The sequence below is a fragment of the Pseudomonas edaphica genome (genome assembly GCF_965277385.1).
GTDB lineage: Bacteria > Pseudomonadota > Gammaproteobacteria > Pseudomonadales > Pseudomonadaceae > Aquipseudomonas > Aquipseudomonas edaphica.
The window spans coordinates 5,009,678-5,028,318 of sequence record NZ_OZ255725.1 but is presented as its reverse complement, the minus strand read 5'-3'; the positions used below and the strand labels follow the sequence as shown (position 1 = coordinate 5,028,318).

At 54.9% G+C, this 18,641-nt stretch carries 14 protein-coding genes; 5 read left to right on the top strand and 9 right to left on the bottom strand.

The window, feature by feature from the left end:
- Window positions 1–127 precede the first annotated feature (127 nt).
- From ACQY47_RS23000 to ACQY47_RS22965, 8 genes are all read right to left on the bottom strand, one after another.
- On the bottom strand, window positions 128–1,321 hold the full coding sequence (locus tag ACQY47_RS23000; protein ID WP_428557379.1) for a glycosyltransferase family 4 protein: 1,194 nt from the start codon (window positions 1,319–1,321) through the stop codon (window positions 128–130).
- An 8-nt stretch (window positions 1,322–1,329) separates the two neighbouring features.
- On the bottom strand, window positions 1,330–2,283 hold the full coding sequence (locus tag ACQY47_RS22995) for a GDP-mannose 4,6-dehydratase (RefSeq protein WP_428552185.1): 954 nt from the start codon (window positions 2,281–2,283) through the stop codon (window positions 1,330–1,332).
- Between the two features lie 96 nt (window positions 2,284–2,379).
- On the bottom strand, window positions 2,380–3,414 hold the full coding sequence (gene gmd, locus ACQY47_RS22990; RefSeq protein ID WP_428552182.1) for a GDP-mannose 4,6-dehydratase: 1,035 nt from the start codon (window positions 3,412–3,414) through the stop codon (window positions 2,380–2,382).
- A gap of 99 nt (window positions 3,415–3,513) precedes the next feature.
- Entirely contained in the window at window positions 3,514–5,997 is a 2,484-nt protein-coding gene (locus ACQY47_RS22985; RefSeq protein ID WP_428552179.1) for a glycosyltransferase family 4 protein, read from the bottom strand.
- Window positions 5,997–8,540, bottom strand: coding sequence for a methyltransferase domain-containing protein (locus ACQY47_RS22980; RefSeq protein ID WP_428552176.1), 2,544 nt, complete (start codon window positions 8,538–8,540; stop codon window positions 5,997–5,999). The genes ACQY47_RS22985 and ACQY47_RS22980 overlap by 1 nt, the downstream gene beginning before the upstream one ends.
- Complete coding sequence (locus ACQY47_RS22975) at window positions 8,533–9,855, bottom strand: ABC transporter ATP-binding protein (RefSeq protein ID WP_428552173.1); 1,323 nt, start codon at window positions 9,853–9,855, stop codon at window positions 8,533–8,535. Before ACQY47_RS22975 ends, ACQY47_RS22980 begins: the two co-directional genes overlap by 8 nt.
- Complete coding sequence (locus ACQY47_RS22970) at window positions 9,852–10,646, bottom strand: ABC transporter permease (RefSeq protein WP_428552170.1); 795 nt, start codon at window positions 10,644–10,646, stop codon at window positions 9,852–9,854. The genes ACQY47_RS22975 and ACQY47_RS22970 overlap by 4 nt, the downstream gene beginning before the upstream one ends.
- 133 nt (window positions 10,647–10,779) lie before the next feature.
- Entirely contained in the window at window positions 10,780–12,222 is a 1,443-nt protein-coding gene (locus ACQY47_RS22965) for a mannose-1-phosphate guanylyltransferase/mannose-6-phosphate isomerase (RefSeq protein WP_428552167.1), read from the bottom strand.
- Window positions 12,223–12,685: 463 nt separating this feature from the next.
- Between ACQY47_RS22965 and ACQY47_RS22960 the strand changes: the two genes are divergently transcribed.
- Complete coding sequence (locus tag ACQY47_RS22960; protein WP_305454847.1) at window positions 12,686–14,251, top strand: methyl-accepting chemotaxis protein; 1,566 nt, start codon at window positions 12,686–12,688, stop codon at window positions 14,249–14,251.
- A gap of 84 nt (window positions 14,252–14,335) precedes the next feature.
- Here ACQY47_RS22960 and ACQY47_RS22955 read toward each other — a convergent pair whose 3' ends face one another.
- Complete coding sequence (locus tag ACQY47_RS22955; protein WP_428552163.1) at window positions 14,336–15,028, bottom strand: alpha/beta family hydrolase; 693 nt, start codon at window positions 15,026–15,028, stop codon at window positions 14,336–14,338.
- 79 nt (window positions 15,029–15,107) lie between these two features.
- Between ACQY47_RS22955 and ccoN the strand changes: the two genes are divergently transcribed.
- From ccoN to ccoP, 4 genes are read left to right on the top strand one after another with little or no spacing between them, the layout of a single operon-like run.
- Complete coding sequence (gene ccoN / locus ACQY47_RS22950) at window positions 15,108–16,532, top strand: cytochrome-c oxidase, cbb3-type subunit I (RefSeq protein ID WP_099548824.1); 1,425 nt, start codon at window positions 15,108–15,110, stop codon at window positions 16,530–16,532.
- Window positions 16,533–16,542: 10 nt separating this feature from the next.
- Window positions 16,543–17,151 carry a cytochrome-c oxidase, cbb3-type subunit II gene (ccoO, locus tag ACQY47_RS22945; RefSeq protein ID WP_017134815.1) on the top strand — a complete coding sequence of 203 codons (609 nt, stop codon included), beginning with the start codon at window positions 16,543–16,545 and terminating at the stop codon, window positions 17,149–17,151.
- 3 nt (window positions 17,152–17,154) lie between these two features.
- Window positions 17,155–17,355, top strand: a complete 201-nt coding sequence (locus ACQY47_RS22940; RefSeq protein ID WP_017134814.1) for a cbb3-type cytochrome oxidase subunit 3 — start codon at window positions 17,155–17,157, stop codon at window positions 17,353–17,355.
- The gene (ccoP, locus tag ACQY47_RS22935) at window positions 17,352–18,266 is read left to right on the top strand and encodes a cytochrome-c oxidase, cbb3-type subunit III (RefSeq protein WP_428552158.1); all 915 of its coding nucleotides are present in this window, start codon (window positions 17,352–17,354) and stop codon (window positions 18,264–18,266) included. Before ACQY47_RS22940 ends, ccoP begins: the two co-directional genes overlap by 4 nt.
- The last annotated feature ends 375 nt before the right edge of the window (window positions 18,267–18,641 follow it).

Here is an 18,641-nt window from a genome sequence, read left to right as displayed (position 1 = left end):
TTGAGGAACATCTTGCATAGAGTCAGCTCATTCGCCTTTCGTTTCGTAGACGTCGTAAAATATTCAAACGGACGTGGTTTTCAAATAGCATTGCGCTGGTATCTGCCTCCGCAGCGGAGCTGTTTTACTATAATGAACTCAATGGGTAAGCAGAGCCCTTCGCCTTCACGTAGGCCTTTAGGGTTTCCTGCGCGCAACGCGACCAGGAAAATTCACTCGCGCGGATCTTGCCGTCGTAGGACATGCGGGTACGCAACGCCGGATCCTCTATAAGCTCAGAGATGGCCGTCGCCAGTACCGCAGCATCTTCGACGTCGAATAACCTGCAGGCGCCGTTAGAAAATTCGGCCATTGAAGTTCCTGCCCCACAAATAACGGGTACACCGCTGGACATGGCTTCTAGTACGGGTAAGCCGAATCCTTCATAAATGGATGGATAGATGAAGGTAGCAGCGCCCGCATAGATAAATGGCAAGTCGTGTGAACTAACGTATTGAAGAAAGCGAACTTCGCCTTTCGCTTGCATCGCTAAGATGCGACTGATCAAATCCGCATTCCGCCAGCCCGGTGCGCCGGCAATGACCAAAGGCCAATGGCGACGAAGTACCTCGGGCAGGCGATCCCATGCATCCAGCAATACGGTAAGCCCCTTACGCGGTTCAATTGTTCCCACAAACGCCAAATAGCGACCATGTACTAAGTCATACTTGGTCAACACCGATGTGGTCGCCTCTTCAGTACGTGCTATAAAGCGGGAATCGGCGCCAAGATAGACAGCTGTCACCCGATCAGGCGCTACACTGAATTGCTCAATCAACTGCGCGCGCACAACTTCTGAGTCAGTAATAACGAAATCCGCACGGTCGAGCGTGCGCGGGAGCTGGCGAGTCAACCAGGCCACTCGCTCCGCTGGGTGGAATTCAGGATGACTGACGAATGAGAGGTCATGAATGGTGGTTACGCTAGGGCCGTCATGAGGTTTGAGAATGAAATTGGGTTCGTGATAGACAAAGTCTCGACGCGTACGGCCACCCTGCTTGAACCGCGATTCAGACCACGCTGCCTTGAGGCGATAAGCCAAAGGTAACGAGCGTAGAGAACTGCGTAGTTTGCTCTTCCATCCGCAATTGGGGCTGTCGACGCGGGCAGGCTGCGCGGAGCAGTCGTGCCCCTTCAAGACCTCTGAAGCGGGAGAGAATCGATCACCGTTAAAACAATCCACGGCCTCAATAACCTCGAGCGTGTTAAATTCTCTCAGCAAGTTGAGCGTGTAATTGCCAATACCGGTCAAGGGAGGTCGCAACGACTCCGTGCCCATCATCACTTTCACTATTCAGCCACCACACGCAAACGCCAGTCAGCCAGCAACGAAGCCAGGGTGTCTTTCAGCGGGGTAGCTGGTTGCCAGCCGAGCACGTCGCGGATGCGGTCACAGTTACCCACAGCAAATGGAATATCAGATGGACGCAAGCGCTGGGGGTCGAGTTCTACAGTAATGCTGGCAGTGCTCTGACTGATCATCTCATCAAGAATGTCGCGAATCTTGCGCGCCTGCCCCGATGCGATATTGAACAGCCGTGGATGATCACGACCATCGCTCAATTCCAGCAACTGCAAGTAAGCGGCACACACATCACGCACATCGAGAAAATCACGGCAAGCTTCAAGGTTGCCGACTTGCATGATAGGGGCCTGTTTGCCACTTTCGATCAGCGCAATCTGCCGGGCAAATGAAGCGGTCACAAAGTCAGGCGACTGACCACTGCCAATGTGATTGAAGGGACGTGCAATGACGCCACGAACGCCTTGTTTGAAGTACTGCTCAAATGCCAACTCCGCAGCCAGTTTGCTGGCGGCATAAGGATTCATCGGCAAGCACTGGCTGCCTTCATCCAGTGCTACGCCGGCCTTGAAGGCCTGTCCGTAGACTTCCGAAGAACTGGCTAATACAACAAATGCGCCCGGGGCCTTCTGCTTGATGGCTTCCAGCAGATTCAGGCTTCCTATGACATTGGTATTCCAGGTCAGCAGTGGGTCGCGAAAACTGGTCGGCACATGGGAAATGGCGGCCAGGTGGATAATATGGGTTGGGTTCAACCGCTCCAGCGTCGCTACACAAGCGCTTGGGTCTCGGATATCCAATACAACCTGTTCGACACCTGCACGGGGTGACGCGTTAGGCGTAGTACAAGCACAGCTTACTCGGTAGCCCCCGGCCAATAGTTGGTCAAGCAGTACTTTACCGACAAAGCCATTAGCTCCGGTCAACAGAACATGTTTCACCGCAATTCACCTTTGGCCTAAATAACATGAGTAGGACGGAGCGGGTTCGAACGCAAACCCGCCCGCTTACAACGCAAGTGATTGCGCTTTTGGGCCTTAGAACGAAAAGCCTTGTTCGTTACGGCGCAAGTCTTCCTGCACCATCATTCGGCACAGCTCTTCCAGGCTGGTTTTTGGCTCCCAACCCAGTACTGCCTTGGCTTTGGCAGGATCGCCAATCAACAGCTCAACTTCAGCCGGGCGGTAGAACTTCGGATTGACCTGAACCACAGTCTTGCCGCTCGCTGCGTCAATAGCGTGCTCTTGGTCACCCTCGCCTTTCCAGTCGAGGTTGATATCAACTGCCTTAAATGCCAGCGACACGAAGTCACGTACGGTTTCAGTACGGTTGGTCGCCAGAACGAAGGTATCCGGCTCATCGGCTTGCAGCATGCGCCACATACCTTCAACGTATTCCTTGGCAAAACCCCAATCGCGCTTGGCGTCCATGTTGCCCAACTCAAGGACGTCCAGCTTGCCCTGAGTGATCTTGGCCACGGAGTCGGTGATCTTGCGGGTTACGAACTCACGGCCACGCAGCGGCGACTCGTGGTTGAACAAGATACCACTGGCACCAAAGATACCGTAGGACTCACGGTAGTTGATGGTCATCCAGTGCGCGTACAGCTTGGCAACGCCATAGGGGCTGCGTGGGTAGAACGGTGTGGTTTCGATCTGCGGAATCGCTTGAACCTTGCCGAACATTTCCGAGGTAGAAGCTTGATAGAAGCGCACTTTCGGGTTAACGATACGGATGGCTTCCAGCAAGTTGACCGCGCCAAGACCAGTGATTTCAGCGGTGGTCACTGGCTGGTCGAAGGACACTCCCACGAAGCTCTGGGCCGCCAGGTTGTAAACCTCGGTGGCTTCGGTGGTCTGCAGCAGGCGAATGCTAGAGGACAGGTCGGTCAGATCGTATTCAACCAAGTGCAGGTTAGGGTGCTGGGCGACACCCAGTTCATCCATGCGCCAGAAGTTGACCGAGCTAGTACGGCGGTAGGTGCCGTAGACGGTGTAGCCTTTTTCCAGCAAGAGCTGAGCAAGGTAGGCACCGTCTTGGCCGGTGATGCCGGTAATAATTGCTTTTTTCACGTGTAGCTCCCTCAGTAAACCAAATTCAAAAATATGGAGTTTCTTGCAGTCATTGGAGGTCAGGCGGCCGTTTTATACAAAAAAACCGCTGAAGCCTGCTCACTGAAATATCACGCGCTCTAATTGTTTGGCGCTTTGTTGCCAAGTTAGCCAAGGCATTTGAACCGACGAGGGGTGCAGCCCGGCGTCGAACAAAGCCATCCATTGCTTTATGGATACTGCCAGGTCGTGTGGAGCAAGCCCTGTAAAATAAAACGCATGCTCACCTGCGACCTCCCGAAAAACAGGAATATCACGGGCAATTATCGGCAACTGATGCTGGGCCGCTTCGATTAATGGCAAGCCGAAGCCCTCTCCCTCTGACGCGGCGATTAGACACGTGCACGAATCGTATACTTTTTCCAAGTATTCATCGCTGACACCTTCCAACCAAAAGAGTCTTGAGTTTCGTTCAGGGTGATGCTCTAACATTATAATCAGTGAATCAACCAGCCAGCCCCTCTTACCCACGATTACCAAGTTACAGTCAACCCCCTCCGCCCATAGCTGCTCAAAAGCAGCTAACGTTTGAGCATGTCCCTTGCGCGGTTCAATCGTGCTTACCATCAAAAGGCTAGGACGCTCTATTAGCTTCGCAAGGACTTTCTTAGCAGTATCAGGCAACCCGCTAGACGGCACACTATTAGTGAAATCCGCTCCCAAATGGAAGCTCTTCACCTCGGGGCCACTGCGGATACGGTCAGTTAAATTAGTAGACATCCACGACGACAATTCGTTGGCGACTGCACCCGAAATGCAAACCAAACCGGTCGCTACACTCGTGATTCTATTGAGCCAATTATTGAAAAACTCCGGATTGGGCGCGTGCCACCAGTCCGGACGATGAACGAGAAGTAAATCATAGACAATGAAATTAACTTCCACACCCAGAGACTGCATTTGGGCATGGAGCGGATAGAGTTCATCCGCCAAATGCATATTCAAGTCCAACGATAGGTATACATCACCTTGGGCATAGTCGATTTGATCATCATTCGAGTCGGCCTCAACGGAAAAAAGCTTAGCGACAAACTTATTCGCATAGTAATAGTTCCCAGCCTCGTAGTAAATAGGCCGCACAATTACCGAGGCAGGCGGCGAGCTGAGGAACTCCTGCAGCAAACTTCTCACTACTCGTTGTATGCCTGACTTAGCGTCACTGTGAACAATACTCGACACATCCAACAGCAACTGACGTGCGTCACGACCTAAGAAGTTGAATGCGATACTTTTTGCAACCTGTACCACCTCATTCTCCGAGGGCGTGCAACTTGGCAGACGCGCCAGCGTATTTAGCAGCTCAGTTTGTGAGTACTGGTAACTAGAGACATTACCCTCGCGCTGTGTTACTTCAAGAGCGGCTATTGCCTTGCGAGCAGATTCGTCCCAGGAAAATTTAGCAGACTGCTTAAGCGCGTGCGCCACCAATTTTTCACGAAACGCACCATCCTCCAACGCTTCAGTCATTTTATTTGAGATTTCAACGACCGAGAATGGATCAAATAACGCTTCGTCCAAACCGATAACTTCAGGGACGCTACTGCAATTCGACCCAATGACCGGCGCTCCGCACGCCATAGCCTCCAAAACTGGAAGCCCGAAGCCCTCATGAGTAGAAGGAAATACGAACACTGAGGCAAGAGAATAAAGTGCGATAAGGTCTTCGTCCTCTACATACCCGGTTAACACTAACTCACTGTCTTTCAGGCCGAATTTTTGAGCCAAATCCAACAATTCGATTCTTTGTTGGTCATGCAATTTACTAGCAATTACCAACTGGTACCGGTCGCGCAGCTCACGTTTCAGATTGGTATAGGCTTCAAACAGGCGAGAAAAGTTTTTTCTCGGATCAAATCCACCGGGGGCAAAGAGGATAAACTTATCTTCAACGCCTAACCGACGCAGCAAGCTTACGGCGTCTGCCGCAGAAAAAACCCGTCGATGGAATTGTCCACCAATGGCCGCCGAAATATTCGCCACGTTATCCTGTGGAAAACTAAGATACTCTACAGCCTCCTCGCTAGAAGACCCTGAGATAGCTAACAGGACGTCAGCCTTTTTCAGCGAGTCAATCTTACGGAAATAGTATTCCTGCAATTCGACTGTTGGTAGGTAGACCTCCCTATTCAGCAAAGGAATCAAGTCATACAAAATAACAGCCGTTTTGTGGCGATTCTCAGTGGCACCGATGGAAGTAACCGCTCCTGCCCATGGTCCCTCGAACATGCTACTGATTAAAACGATATCTGGCGCCAACGAGCAAAAAAACTCTTCTCTAATTACTTCGGATGCACGCGCCATCCACGGTGTGGGATTCAAATCACATGGCACATCAAATACGCGCACTCGATCCTTAGGAATCAAGCCGGAGAACGCTGCCCGAATGTCCTGGACGCTCTCTTGCATGCGGGCATTAAGCGCGATCCAAACTTCATGCTCACCGGCATTCCTGGCGATGGCCAACGCCAGTGAAAGCGAGTAGCGGCCAATACCTCGAAATCGGCTTTCCGACTGAGCGCCTTGCAGATCAATGACTATCCGCATCAGTGTTTATCCTTACGCTCAAAGACAGCTTTCAATTCAGAATAAACCTTGGATACTCGCGGGCTCAGCGCCCCTACATGGGCCTCGACAGGCATTGAAGATGACACCTTCACACCCTCGGGAACTTGCTCCGGGCGCCTTGACACCAGCCCGCGATGCACTGCGAACTGCCTTAAATGTCCCCAGACACGTGGATATTTCTTCACTGCATTGTTAAGCCGTTGATGAACAACCGGCCGACGGAGTACGAAACGTAGCGCCTTCATCAAAACTGAGCGAACCACAAATTTTACGGCACGAAAGGGAAGCTTGACCAACCAAGTTCCTGCTCTCACACAGAGGCGTATCGGCGAAGTTACTTTCCAGGACGTGCTTTTGAGCAATGCGTTCACGTGCTCTTCGTGTGCGACTGCTTTCAACCACCAGTGATGAGTATCGGTCATGGCGACATCGAGGCGCTGGCTGAGCGCATGTATCTGGGCCTCAAGCTCGCATACGCGCGCGAGATGGGACTGGTGATCCGATTCCAATTGACGCTTGTGCTCTTCCGAACGCAGAAGCTGTTCAGTCAGGGTCTCCACCTGCAAACCGAGATGCCTGGGATGACCTTCCAGATATTCAACCTGCGCGTGAGCCCCTACAGCGTCCACACGCAGTGAATCACGCTCCATCTCCAGTTCACCAGCGCGATGCTCCAGCCCCTTGATCTGATCCTCAAGGGCTATTCGGCGCTGTTGCTCCACTTCGTACTGCAGCGCAACCTGCTGATGCCCTCTATAAAGCTCCAGCAATTCGTTAGTTGCCTGCCTGGCTTGATCACGCAATACGTCATTTAACGCTTCAGCCGACAGGCGCTTAAGTTCCGCCTGCGTTGCGCGATTGATACTCTCCCGCAATGCTATTTCAGTCTCCTGGCTGCGGCGCTCGGCTGATTGAATCCGAAACCCCGCCTCCTGGAGTTGAAGGCGTTGTTGCTCAGCAACGGTTTCGCTATAGATTGCACGACGCTCGAAATCCCTCACCCCCCCTTGGGCATCAAAAGCGATTTCGGCGACCTGCTCCAAGCGACTTCGCACTTTTTCAAGTTGCGCTTCCATTTCGTAACTATTCCCTAGCAATTTGCCATCTAAGTTTTTTATATAGCCACTGTGCTGACCAAGCGCTTCTTCAATCGCTTGCATCCAAAGATCTTCTGTCTTTTCTGCACTACCATCAGCGGACGCCTCATTCAAAGCGTCCAGATGCTCAAGCATGAGTCGGAAGCTCCATTGCTGCACCGGCACTGCCCACAATCCCGTTGCCCAGCTACGAAAAGGCTGTGGCAAGTTAAATGGTGCGATAGTGATTTGCCGGATAGGCGACGGATCAACAACGTGCCCCGTTGCCAACTCATGTACAAAGACCATAAAGGACAAATAAATATTATGAGGCCAGACACAGTCTTTGAAATCTTCAGATATCGCACCATAGTCTATAACCCGTGCACCTGAATCCGGTGTGACGACGATATTCCAAGCACGAAAATCACTGTGATACAGCCCTACAATCTCAAGCTCTGTCAATTGATCCAATACTTCTCTGAGTACCTTCTTTCGGTCTAAGGACGGATCATTCAAGACATCGAGCAAAAGGTCGCCCTGGAACCTTTGCATGACCACCCAGCCTTCGCTTTCACTTTCAGAACTTGCAAAGAACTCAGCAACCGGGTACTCCGACGGTGCGTTGGTCAAGAATGCTTTTTCGCGATGAAACTCGACACGGTTGTGCTCTGCACGCGCTCCGATGAACCGATACAGTTTGACGACTTCTCGTTCGCAAAAAAAATAACGACGTGTGCCCTCATGCGTATTTTTTGCTAACGCGTGGGACTCGGTGCTCCACGTATCAAACTTTCCAGCTTTACCTTCCACGGTCCAATAATGGTTACTGGCGAAATATAAAGGGCGCTGCACACTGGTCAAGTGTGTCTGACAGCGACCCATTTCACGAACACAATGAACAGATTCCAACAACACCGTAGGGTCTTCAGGCTGGGAAGTCGCCCAATATAAGTCGCCTTCTCGCAATGCAATCTCAAGAATCAGCGCACCGCACATCTCAGCAGCACGCTGAAAAAGCCGTTTGACCTCGTCAATACCACGCTCATAAATGACGTGATGAAAAACACTCAGCCCCAACACAAGGTCGTATTGACCAGGCTCCAGACGGTCAATAACGTCTTCAACACGTCCTACTTCAAAAACGGCGTCCAGTTCAGAATGCTCGTCTGAAAGCGCTGAACATACGGCGACATTCTTATCTAGAAAGTCCACCCCACGAACCGACGCGCCTCGGCTGGCAAGGCTAAGACTGAAGTAGCCTTGGGCACAGCCCAAGTCCAGCACTTTAAGGGGGCGGCCGAGATGGGCTTGCAGCGCCTCATAAATGCCAACGATAACGTCCAGCCTGTCTGCGCACGGCCGTGACACATGGTCAGAAAGGTCTGAATGGCCAAAGATCGGCTGATAAACTTCAGGTAAATCGGCTACCAATTGTTCAATCATTTACAACAACCTCAAAGCCTAAAGCATCCTGATACTCAACACTGAACGTTGCGCCCATATCAGAAATTCCCCAAAACTGAACAGCCCTGCTGATTTTCAACATCACCGAATCATAACGTCGATCCAACGGTATTAGATCGCCTGCCAGCGGGTCACCGGACGACACACCAAACGACACCAGAAAGTCTCCGGCATTTAAATTAAGTGGGAGAGAAAACTTAAACATCCTGATGTCGCCGGCCTTCACTGAAATGACAGCCTGACCACGGCTTGATACAAAGGAGTTAGTTCCGTACAAGAAGATACCGTCCAGCGTCTTGATCAAAAACCCGGGCACGACACTTTCAAAGTCCGCATCAAACTTGACCTTGAAATAAAAATCACCATTGGAATTACTTTCGATACGTGACGGAAAACGCTCACCGTCAACGATCAGCAAATAATCCAGAATCGAAGCACCGCCATGTCCCCATCGGTATTCAGATGGGTTGTACCCACCACGGCTGGCAAACACATCGCTGGTGTTCAGGAAGTCTTCCTGAACGAGGCCTGGGCTGGCGACATCGGTTTGGTGTCCTGCGCCTCTTTTCTTGCCAAACAGCTCATCCAGATAACGGTTAGTGACATCCCGAGAAGGGCCGTCAAGCTCGACGTGGCCATTCTTCAACAAGATAGCTCGTTCACAATGACGAACAATGTCATCAGCGCTGTGGGAGACCAGAATCAGGGTCATGCCCTCATCGCGATATTGCTTGATGCGCTTGAAACACTTGGCTTGAAAGTAACTGTCGCCGACAGAAAGGGCTTCGTCGACGATGAGAAGATCGGGTTTGAACGCTGTCGCTACGGCGAAAGCAACGCGCATTTGCATGCCGCTGGAATAGGTTCTCACTGGCTCATCAAAGTACTCGCCGATTTCAGCGAAGGCCTCGATATCTGGCATCGCCTCCTCGATCTCAACTGCGCTAAACCCCATGAGACCTGCTGAGTGGTATACGTTTTGGCGTCCACTCAGTTCCGGGGTGAACCCCATGCCTAACTCCAAAATGGCAGCGATACGCCCATTGATCTGCACGCCGCCCTCGGTGGGTTGCAGTGTGCCGGTGATCATTTTGAGCAACGTCGATTTACCAGCACCATTCTGGCCCACAATTCCAATAGACTCGCCAGGGCGTATTGTAAAATTCACCCCGCGCATCACCCAGTGCTCTTCACTGGGTTTTATTGGCAATCCAAACCAACGACCGATACGCTGAAACTCTGAGGCATATACGCGGTAAGCCTTGCCCAGGTTGCTGACACTTAAAAGGCTCATAGCACGTCCACCATTTCTGGCGCAGCACGCCTGAACATCATCAAGCCTAACAACATCAACACGATCGCAATAACCGTGGGAACTATCAGCCCATCGAGGTTCGGCATCCGCGCATGTACCAGCGCGTCATGGTAAGCAGTGACAACGGGGTACATGGGGTTGTAGTCCATCAAGCCTTTGAAATCGTCGGGTATGATGTTGTCCGGGTAAACGATCGGGGTAAACCAGAACCAGGCCTGCAGGACAATAGGCACAACTTGGCCCGTGTCGCGTACAAATACATTCAATATGCCAAGCACCAGGCCAATGCCCACCGCTAAGGCAGTGACGACGACCGTCAGAGGTATGACCCACAGAATTTGCACGCTCAGTGACTGACCGAGGAGCGCAAAAACCAATAACAATGCAACGAAGAGCAGCCCGTAGTTGAGCAAGCAGGAACCCACCGTAATCACCGGCAAGGTGATGCGCGGAAAGCGCATTTTCTTCATCAGGTTTCCCTGATCGATGAATAGCGTCAGGCAACGACCGATGATTTCAGAAAACAGGCTCCAGGCCAGAACGCCGGCCATCAGATAAAGCGCATAGGCATATTTATTATCAATACCCGGCAACTTCGCCGCCAGCACGTTGGAGAGCACCAGCGCATAAATCGCAACCTGCGCCAGCGGGTTAATAATCATCCACAACCCACCCAATCGACTCCGGGCAAAACGGGCAACGAATTCATTACGAATGGACGACCAGACGAAGCCACGGTATTCCCAAAGGCTTCTAAACAACCCCAACATCACTGACTCCTGAAAAAAAGGTCAAGCGTACGCCTGAACTGCTGCAACACCTATCACCGGCTCCGCACCCTCATGCTTCAAGCATTAGGAGTGCAACTCACCAACCACCAGCCGTATCTCTTCCGGCGTCTGCTCAGCCAGCGACCCGACCGTAGATATCTTCAAACCGAACGATATCGTCCTCACCCAAATAATCGCCACTCTGCACCTCAATCAACACCAGATCGATAACCCCTGGGTTCTCCAGGCGGTGTGTATGACCAGCGGGAATGAAGGTTGATTCATTTGTGTTGAGCAAAAACTCGCGATCGTTGTTAACCACGCGCGCCATGCCGCTCACTACAATCCAGTGCTCACTGCGATGATGGTGCATTTGCAGCGAAAGCGATGCCTGAGGCTTAACCACGATTCGTTTGATTTTGAAGCGCTGATCTTCTTCCAAGGTCGTGTAAGCGCCCCATGGGCGACGGACCGTAGTGTGATCAAGGTGTGCGCCATGACCATTTTTCTTCAACTGAGCCGTGATCGCTTTGATGTCTTGTGCATGATCTTTATGGGCGACCAGCAGAGCATCCGGCGTATCGACGATGATCAGATCCTCAACCCCAACCAAGGCGGTCAAGCGACGCGGGCTACGCACATAGTTGTTGTTGGCGCCGTGAAAAATCGCCTCGCCTTCAACGCGGTTGCCCTGCTCATCTGCCGGCGACAACTCGCTCATGGCGTTCCAGGAACCGATATCACTCCAGCCAATGTCGCATGGGACAGTGGCGACTTTGCTGGAGCGCTCCATCAGGGCGAAGTCGATGGAAATATCGGGAACCTTGGCAAAACTTTCAGGCTCCAGGTGCAGGCTGCGATGGCTGCTACCTGTCATCGTGCCGGAACCGGCCAGGCACAGGTCAACGGCACTGGACACATCCGGTGCGCACAACGCCATTTCTTCGATCAACGTGCCGGCGCGGAAACAGAACATGCCGGAATTCCAGAAATACTCGCCTGACGCCAAATAGCCTTGAGCTGTTTCCAGGTCCGGCTTCTCAACAAAACGCTTGACCTTGAAACCGCTGCCAACCGGGCTGTCGTTGTCTTTTTGGATATAGCCGTAACCGGTTTCCGGGTACTCCGGCTTGACGCCGAAAGTCACCAGCAAACCAGCTTTGGCCAGCTCGGTCGCAGCCGCAACCGCTTCTGCGAACGCCGCTTGATTATCGATCAAGTGATCAGCGGGCAGCACCAGCATGATGGCATCAGGCCCATGAGTCCGAGCAACTTCTTGAGCTGCCAAGGCAACGGCGGCGGCGGTATTACGCCCGAACGGCTCAAGAACAAAACTGAGATTCGTGAATTGGGGGGCTTGCGCGCCGTATTCGTCGAGCGTTTTGAAATAGAGGTCACGATTAGTGATTGTCAGTACTTCGCTGACCGCACCAAGAGCCAACGCCCGGCCGTAGGTTTTGCGAATCAGATTGCCGCCGTCCGGCAGTTCGATAAACGGCTTAGGATGTGCTGAACGTGAGACAGGCCACAGGCGGCTGCCTGCACCGCCGCAGATAATGACTGGAACAAGTGTCACATTGTACTCCTTTACGTACTGCCACCTCATTTCGACTGCCGCTCTCGCCCCCTCCGATGCGGCAGATTCGAATACAAAGTGACGTAGAGTCTTTCAGCTATAGAAGAGTCAAATCGCCGAAGCGTCTGGGGGATGAAATATGGTATTTTTCTTACAGAATAACCCGATCATTCTCAATTAAATGGTCATTTATGTCTAGAAAAACAGGGAATATTCCTACACGCAGAAGCCTTTTTGATCATTCCGCAGTGCCCGCGCGCCCAGAACATGTCACTTTTAAAACCCCACACCACCACACACATTCATAAAAGGCTTTGTAAAAACACGCAGCCCTGATCTAGAGCCTTCGCAACAGCTGTCGGTTTTCAGCCTGTAGCCCCGACTACACTGTTCATCGGAAATTTCCCTCAACAAATACGCACAACCGCCGATAACCCCTGAAAGCCTTGCGGATTGAACAACCATGCGTAATAACCAACCCGTTACCCAGCGCGAACGTACCTTCCCCGCTCAGCAACGGTTGATCTCCACCACAGACGCCAAAGGTGTGATCACCTACTGCAACGACGCTTTCGTCGAAATCAGTGGGTTCACCCGCGACGAACTGGTCCGAGCGCCGCACAACCTGGTGCGTCACCCGGATGTTCCGTCGGCTGTGTTCGCGCACATGTGGTCCACGCTCAAACAAGGCTTGCCATGGATGGGCATCGTCAAGAACCGCTGCAAGACGGGTGATCACTACTGGGTTAACGCCTATGTGACGCCAGTCTTCGACGGCAACCAGGTGATCGGCTACGAATCGGTGCGCATCAAGCCCACCGCCGAGCAGATCCGCCGGGCCGAAGCGCTCTATCAACGCATCAACCAGGGCAAGTCCGCCGTGCCGCAGCGCGACAAGTGGCTGCCGGTGTTGCAGGACTGGCTGCCGTTTATCCTGGTCAGCCAGCTGAGTTTCATGATCGGTGCATCGCTCAATTCCCACTGGGGTTTTGCCCTGGCGGCAGGCTTGTCGGTGCCACTGGGTCTATTGGGGCTGAGCTGGCAGCAGCGCGGCCTCAAGCGTTTGCTGCGTTTGGCCGAGCAGACCACCTCCGACCCGTTGATCGCGCAGATGTACACCGACAGCCGAGGCGCGCAGGCGCGGCTGGAGATGTCGATTCTCAGCCAGGAAGCGCGGCTGAAGACCTGTCTTACACGCTTGCAAGACACGGCTGAACACCTGAACGACCAAGCTGCGCGGTCCAACACCCTGGCGCATAACAGCTCCAGCGGCCTGGAACGCCAGCGTGTAGAGACCGAACAAGTAGCCACGGCGGTCAACCAGATGGCAGCGACCACTCAGGAAGTCGCCAGCCATGTACAGCGCACGGCGGACGCCACTCAGGAAGCCAATCGCCTGACCGGTCGCGGCCGCGATATCGCCGGGGAAACCCGCGAGGCGATCCAGCGTCTGTCGGTGGCCGTGGGCGAGACGGGTGTGACCGTCACCCAACTGGCCAAGGACAGCGATGAAATCGGCGGTGTGGTCGATGTGATCAAAGGCATTGCCGACCAGACCAACCTGCTGGCACTGAACGCAGCCATCGAAGCGGCCCGCGCCGGTGAGATGGGCCGAGGTTTTGCGGTGGTGGCTGACGAAGTTCGCCAACTGGCGCAGCGCACTGCGGAGTCCACCGGGCAGATCCATACGCTGATCGCCAAGCTGCAACACACCGCAGCGGCGGCCGTGCAAACCATGGACGCCGGGCATCGCCAGGCCGAAGAAGGTGTGGCGCGGGTGATGGAGGCGGATCAGGCGTTGGTGGGCATCAGTGAGGCGGTGGCCAATATCACCGACATGACGACGCAGATTGCAGCCGCGACCGAAGAGCAAAGCGCAGTAGCCGAAGAGATCAGCCGTAACATCAGCACGATTGCGCTGTTGGCGGACCAGACCTCGGAACAGGCGATGAACTCGGCGCAATTGAGTGAGGAGCTGACGCACACCGCCAATACCCAGTATTCGCTGGTAGAGCGTTTTAACCGGTAAATCGCTATCGCAGGCAAGCCAGCTCCCACATTTGAAGGTATTCACAATTCAAAATGTGGGAGCTGGCTTGCCTGCGATGGGGCCCTAACAGGCGCCCAAAAACCCAGCCACCTTCACCGCAGCCGCCTCCAAATGCTGCTCATGACCAAACCCCGAAGCCTTCAACGGCTTCAAATCATGATCCCCCGCCACCAGCCACATCACTTCGATGCTCGGCGATAACGCATACCCTTCCACCGCCGCCCGATTACCCAGCGCATCGCGCTCACCCTGCACAATCAACGTCGGCGTCTTCAACCCGGCCAGATGTTCGACTCGAGGTTTTTCCGGCTTGCCCACCGCATAAAACGGATAACCCAAACACACCAGCGCGTCAGCCCCCAGATCATCGGCCAACAAACTGGCCATGCGCCCACCCATGGACTTGCCGCCAACCGCCAGCGTCCCAGCGACATGACGTCGCACCTCGGCATACACCTCGCGCCAGCATTCGAGCAGTTTCGGCGCCGGGTTCGGCGGGCGTTTACCACCGTCCACGCGGCGTTGAGCCATGTACGGGAACTCGAAGCGCAACACGTTCACACCATGCCCGGCAAGGCGTGCAGCCATGTCGCCCATGAAGGCTGAGTCCATCGGTGCACCGGCGCCGTGGGCCAGGATCAGTGTCACCGGCGCACGCGCGATAGACCCCGTCGCGGCATTCCACAACCAGCCATGTTCCCGTACACACTGCGCCCATTGATCCCCGTCAATACTGGCCTTGTGCTCTTTGCCCATGCTTGCCTCGCTTTTTAGTCTGCCTATAACTCCAGCCCAAGTGCCGCATTTGCTTGGGTTGAACCGTGGATGGGGAACCATGAACACTACTTTAAGTACCGCCTATAACTACAAGGTGGTCCGCCAATTCGCCATTATGACGGTGGTGTGGGGCATCGTCGGCATGGGGCTCGGGGTTTTTCTCGCCGCCCAATTGGTATGGCCTGCGCTCAACTTCGATTTACCCTGGACCAGCTTCGGCCGTTTGCGCCCGCTGCACACCAACGCGGTGATCTTTGCCTTTGGTGGCTGCGCACTGTTCGCCAGCTCGTTTTACTCGGTGCAACGCACCTGCCAAACCCAGCTGTTCGCGCCGAAAATTGCCGCGTTCTGCTTCTGGGGCTGGCAACTTGTGATTGTGCTGGCCGCTATCAGCCTGCCACTGGGCTACACCACATCCAAGGAGTACGCCGAGCTGGAATGGCCGATCGCCATTCTTATCGCCGTGGTCTGGGTCGCCTACGGTGTGGTGTTCTTCGGCACGGTGATGAAGCGCAAGACCAAGCACATCTATGTCGGCAACTGGTTCTTCGGTGCGTTTATCATCACCGTGGCCATTCTGCACATCGTCAACCACGCGTCCCTGCCAGTGAGTTGGACCAAGTCCTACTCGGCCTATGGTGGTGCGACGGATGCGATGGTGCAGTGGTGGTACGGGCATAACGCGGTAGGCTTTTTCCTCACCGCAGGCTTCCTGGGGATGATGTACTACTTCGTACCCAAACAGGCCGAGCGTCCGGTGTATTCCTATCGCTTGTCCATCGTGCACTTCTGGGCGCTGATTACCCTGTACATCTGGGCCGGCCCCCACCACTTGCACTACACCGCGCTGCCGGACTGGGCACAGTCGCTGGGCATGGTGATGTCACTGGTACTGCTGGCACCCAGCTGGGGCGGCATGATCAACGGCATGATGACCCTCTCGGGCGCCTGGCATAAGTTGCGCAGCGACCCGATTCTGCGCTTCCTCGTGGTCTCCCTGGCCTTCTACGGCATGTCGACCTTCGAAGGGCCGATGATGGCCATCAAGACGGTCAACGCCCTTTCCCACTACACCGACTGGACCATCGGCCACGTACACGCCGGGGCGCTGGGTTGGGTAGCGATGATTTCCATCGGCGCGCTGTACCACATGATCCCGAAAGTCTTTGGCCGCGAGCAGATGTACAGCCTCGGCCTGATCAACGCGCACTTCTGGCTGGCCACCATCGGCACCGTGCTCTACATCGCTTCGATGTGGGTCAACGGCATCGCCCAGGGCCTGATGTGGCGTGCGGTCAACGAAGACGGCACCTTGACCTACTCCTTCGTCGAAACCCTGGTGGCCAGCCACCCTGGCTTCATCGTGCGGCTGGTGGGCGGTGCGATCTTCCTCAGCGGCATGTTGCTGATGGCTTACAACACCTGGCGCACCGTGCGTTCGGCGCAACCTGTCGAAGCCACTACCACTGCGCAGTTGGCCTGAGGAGTCGATGATGAAACACGAAACGATTGAAAAGAACGTCGGCCTGTTGATGCTGCTCATGGTGCTTGCCGTGAGCATCGGCGGCCTGACCCAGATCGTCCCGCTGTTCTTCCAGGACGTCACCAACAAACCGGTGGAAGGCATGAAGCCCTACACCGCGCTGCAGCTTGAAGGCCGCGACATCTACATCCGCGAAGGCTGTGTGCAGTGCCACTCGCAGATGATCCGCCCGTTCCGCGCCGAAACCGAACGCTACGGCCACTACTCGGTCGCCGGCGAAAGCGTGTGGGACCACCCGTTCCTGTGGGGTTCCAAGCGCACCGGACCGGACCTGGCACGCGTTGGCGCACGTTACTCGGACGACTGGCACCGCGCGCACTTGTACAACCCGCGCAACGTGGTGCCGGAGTCGAAAATGCCAGCCTACCCATGGCTGGTCACGGCCCCGGTCGACAGCAGCCACACCGAGACCAAGTTGAAGGTGATGCGCACCCTCGGCGTGCCGTACACCGACGACGACATCAGTGGCGCCGTCGCGAGCCTCAAGGGCAAGACCGAGATGGACGCGCTGGTTTCGTACCTGCAAGTGCTCGGCACTGCCATCAAGAGCAAGAGGTGAGCCATGGGATTTGAATTCGATGCGGGCACCATCCGCGGCCTTGGCACGCTGGTGGTCGCCATCGCCTTTATCGGCCTGTCGCTGTGGGTGTTCAACAACCGGCGCAATGCGGACTTCGAGCAGGCCCGCCTGCTGCCGTTTGCCGATGAACCTTCTCCATCCGACGCTCAAGAAGAGCCTGCAACAAGGAGCACCCGCCCATGACTACCTTCTGGAGTACATGGATCTGCGTACTGACCCTCGGCAGCCTGATCGGCCTGACTTGGCTACTGATCGGCACCCGCAAGGGCGAGACCAAAGGCAGCGTGGACCAGACCATGGGCCACGCCTTCGACGGTATCGAGGAATACGACAACCCGCTGCCCCAGTGGTGGTTCATGCTGTTCGCCGGCACCCTGGTGTTTGCCGTCGGCTACCTGATCCTCTACCCGGGCCTGGGCAACTGGAAAGGCGTGTTGCCGGGCTATGAAGACGGCTGGACCCAGACCAAGGAATGGGACAAGGAAATGGCCAAGGCTGATGCCAAGTTCGGGCCGATCTTCGCCAAATTCTCGGCCATGCCGGTGGAAGAAGTGGCCAAAGACCCGCAGGCGCTGAAAATGGGTGGGCGCCTGTTCGCCTCCAACTGCGCGGTGTGCCACGGCTCGGATGCCAAGGGCGCGTATGGTTTCCCGAATCTGGCGGACAACCTCTGGCGCTGGGGCGGCTCGGCTGAGGCGATCAAGGCCACGATCATGAGCGGGCGCCATGCGGCAATGCCGGCCTGGGGTGAAATCCTCGGTGAGGACGGCGTTAAGAACGTCGCCGCCTATGTGCGTCATGACTTGGCCAAGCTGCCATTGCCGGCTGACAACACGGCCGACCTGGTAGCCGGCCAAGCCGCGTTCAACACCACCTGCGTGGCGTGCCACGGCCCACAAGGCCACGGCATGGAGCCCATGGGCGCGCCGAACCTGACCGAGCCTGCCGGCTTCATCTACGGCACCAGCCTGGCCCAGTTGCAGCAGACCATCCGCCATGGTCGCCAAGGGCAGATGCCGGCGCAGGATGTACTGCAAGGCAATGACAAGGTGCACCTGCTGGCGGCCTATGTGTATAGCCTTTCGCATCAGTAGCAGCAGATGAGCTGCCAGTTTTGAGCTACAAGCTGCAAGAGCAGAGCTCCCAACTCTGATCTTGCAGCTGCTTTTTCTTGCGGCTTGCAACTTGCCGCTTGCAGCTGCTCCCCTGCGGCCCTTCGTCACACACCTGCGAAGTCCAACTTTCCCCTCCTCACTTTCGGGTCTACGCTTGTTCCCACAGTGGACCAATCCTGGCCTACGCGACGGTATTCGTTGCGCCCCTGAAAATTCCTGTCCACTCGATCAGCTTTCCATTTCCGATTTTGTCCCTACGTAAAACATGGAAAGGGCGCAGAATCTGGCTCGGAACGCATTGATACAGGTCAGTCATTGCGTTGCAATGGCCCCTCGCTTTCTACATACTTGCGG

Bases quoted from the DNA above. Each gene is read 5' to 3' on its own strand.
- ACQY47_RS23000 (WP_428557379.1), bottom strand. From the start codon at position 1,321: ATGATGGGCACGGAGTCGTTGCGACCTCCCTTGACCGGTATTGGCAAT.
- ACQY47_RS22985 (WP_428552179.1), bottom strand. From the start codon at position 5,997: ATGCGGATAGTCATTGATCTGCAAGGCGCTCAGTCGGAAAGCCGATTT.
- ACQY47_RS22980 (WP_428552176.1), bottom strand. From the start codon at position 8,540: ATGATTGAACAATTGGTAGCCGATTTACCTGAAGTTTATCAGCCGATC.
- ACQY47_RS22975 (WP_428552173.1), bottom strand. From the start codon at position 9,855: ATGAGCCTTTTAAGTGTCAGCAACCTGGGCAAGGCTTACCGCGTATAT.
- ACQY47_RS22970 (WP_428552170.1), bottom strand. From the start codon at position 10,646: ATGTTGGGGTTGTTTAGAAGCCTTTGGGAATACCGTGGCTTCGTCTGG.
- ACQY47_RS22960 (WP_305454847.1), top strand. From the start codon at position 12,686: ATGCGTAATAACCAACCCGTTACCCAGCGCGAACGTACCTTCCCCGCT.
- ACQY47_RS22955 (WP_428552163.1), bottom strand. From the start codon at position 15,028: ATGGGCAAAGAGCACAAGGCCAGTATTGACGGGGATCAATGGGCGCAG.
- ccoN (WP_099548824.1), top strand. From the start codon at position 15,108: ATGAACACTACTTTAAGTACCGCCTATAACTACAAGGTGGTCCGCCAA.
- ccoO (WP_017134815.1), top strand. From the start codon at position 16,543: ATGAAACACGAAACGATTGAAAAGAACGTCGGCCTGTTGATGCTGCTC.
- ACQY47_RS22940 (WP_017134814.1), top strand. From the start codon at position 17,155: ATGGGATTTGAATTCGATGCGGGCACCATCCGCGGCCTTGGCACGCTG.
- ccoP (WP_428552158.1), top strand. From the start codon at position 17,352: ATGACTACCTTCTGGAGTACATGGATCTGCGTACTGACCCTCGGCAGC.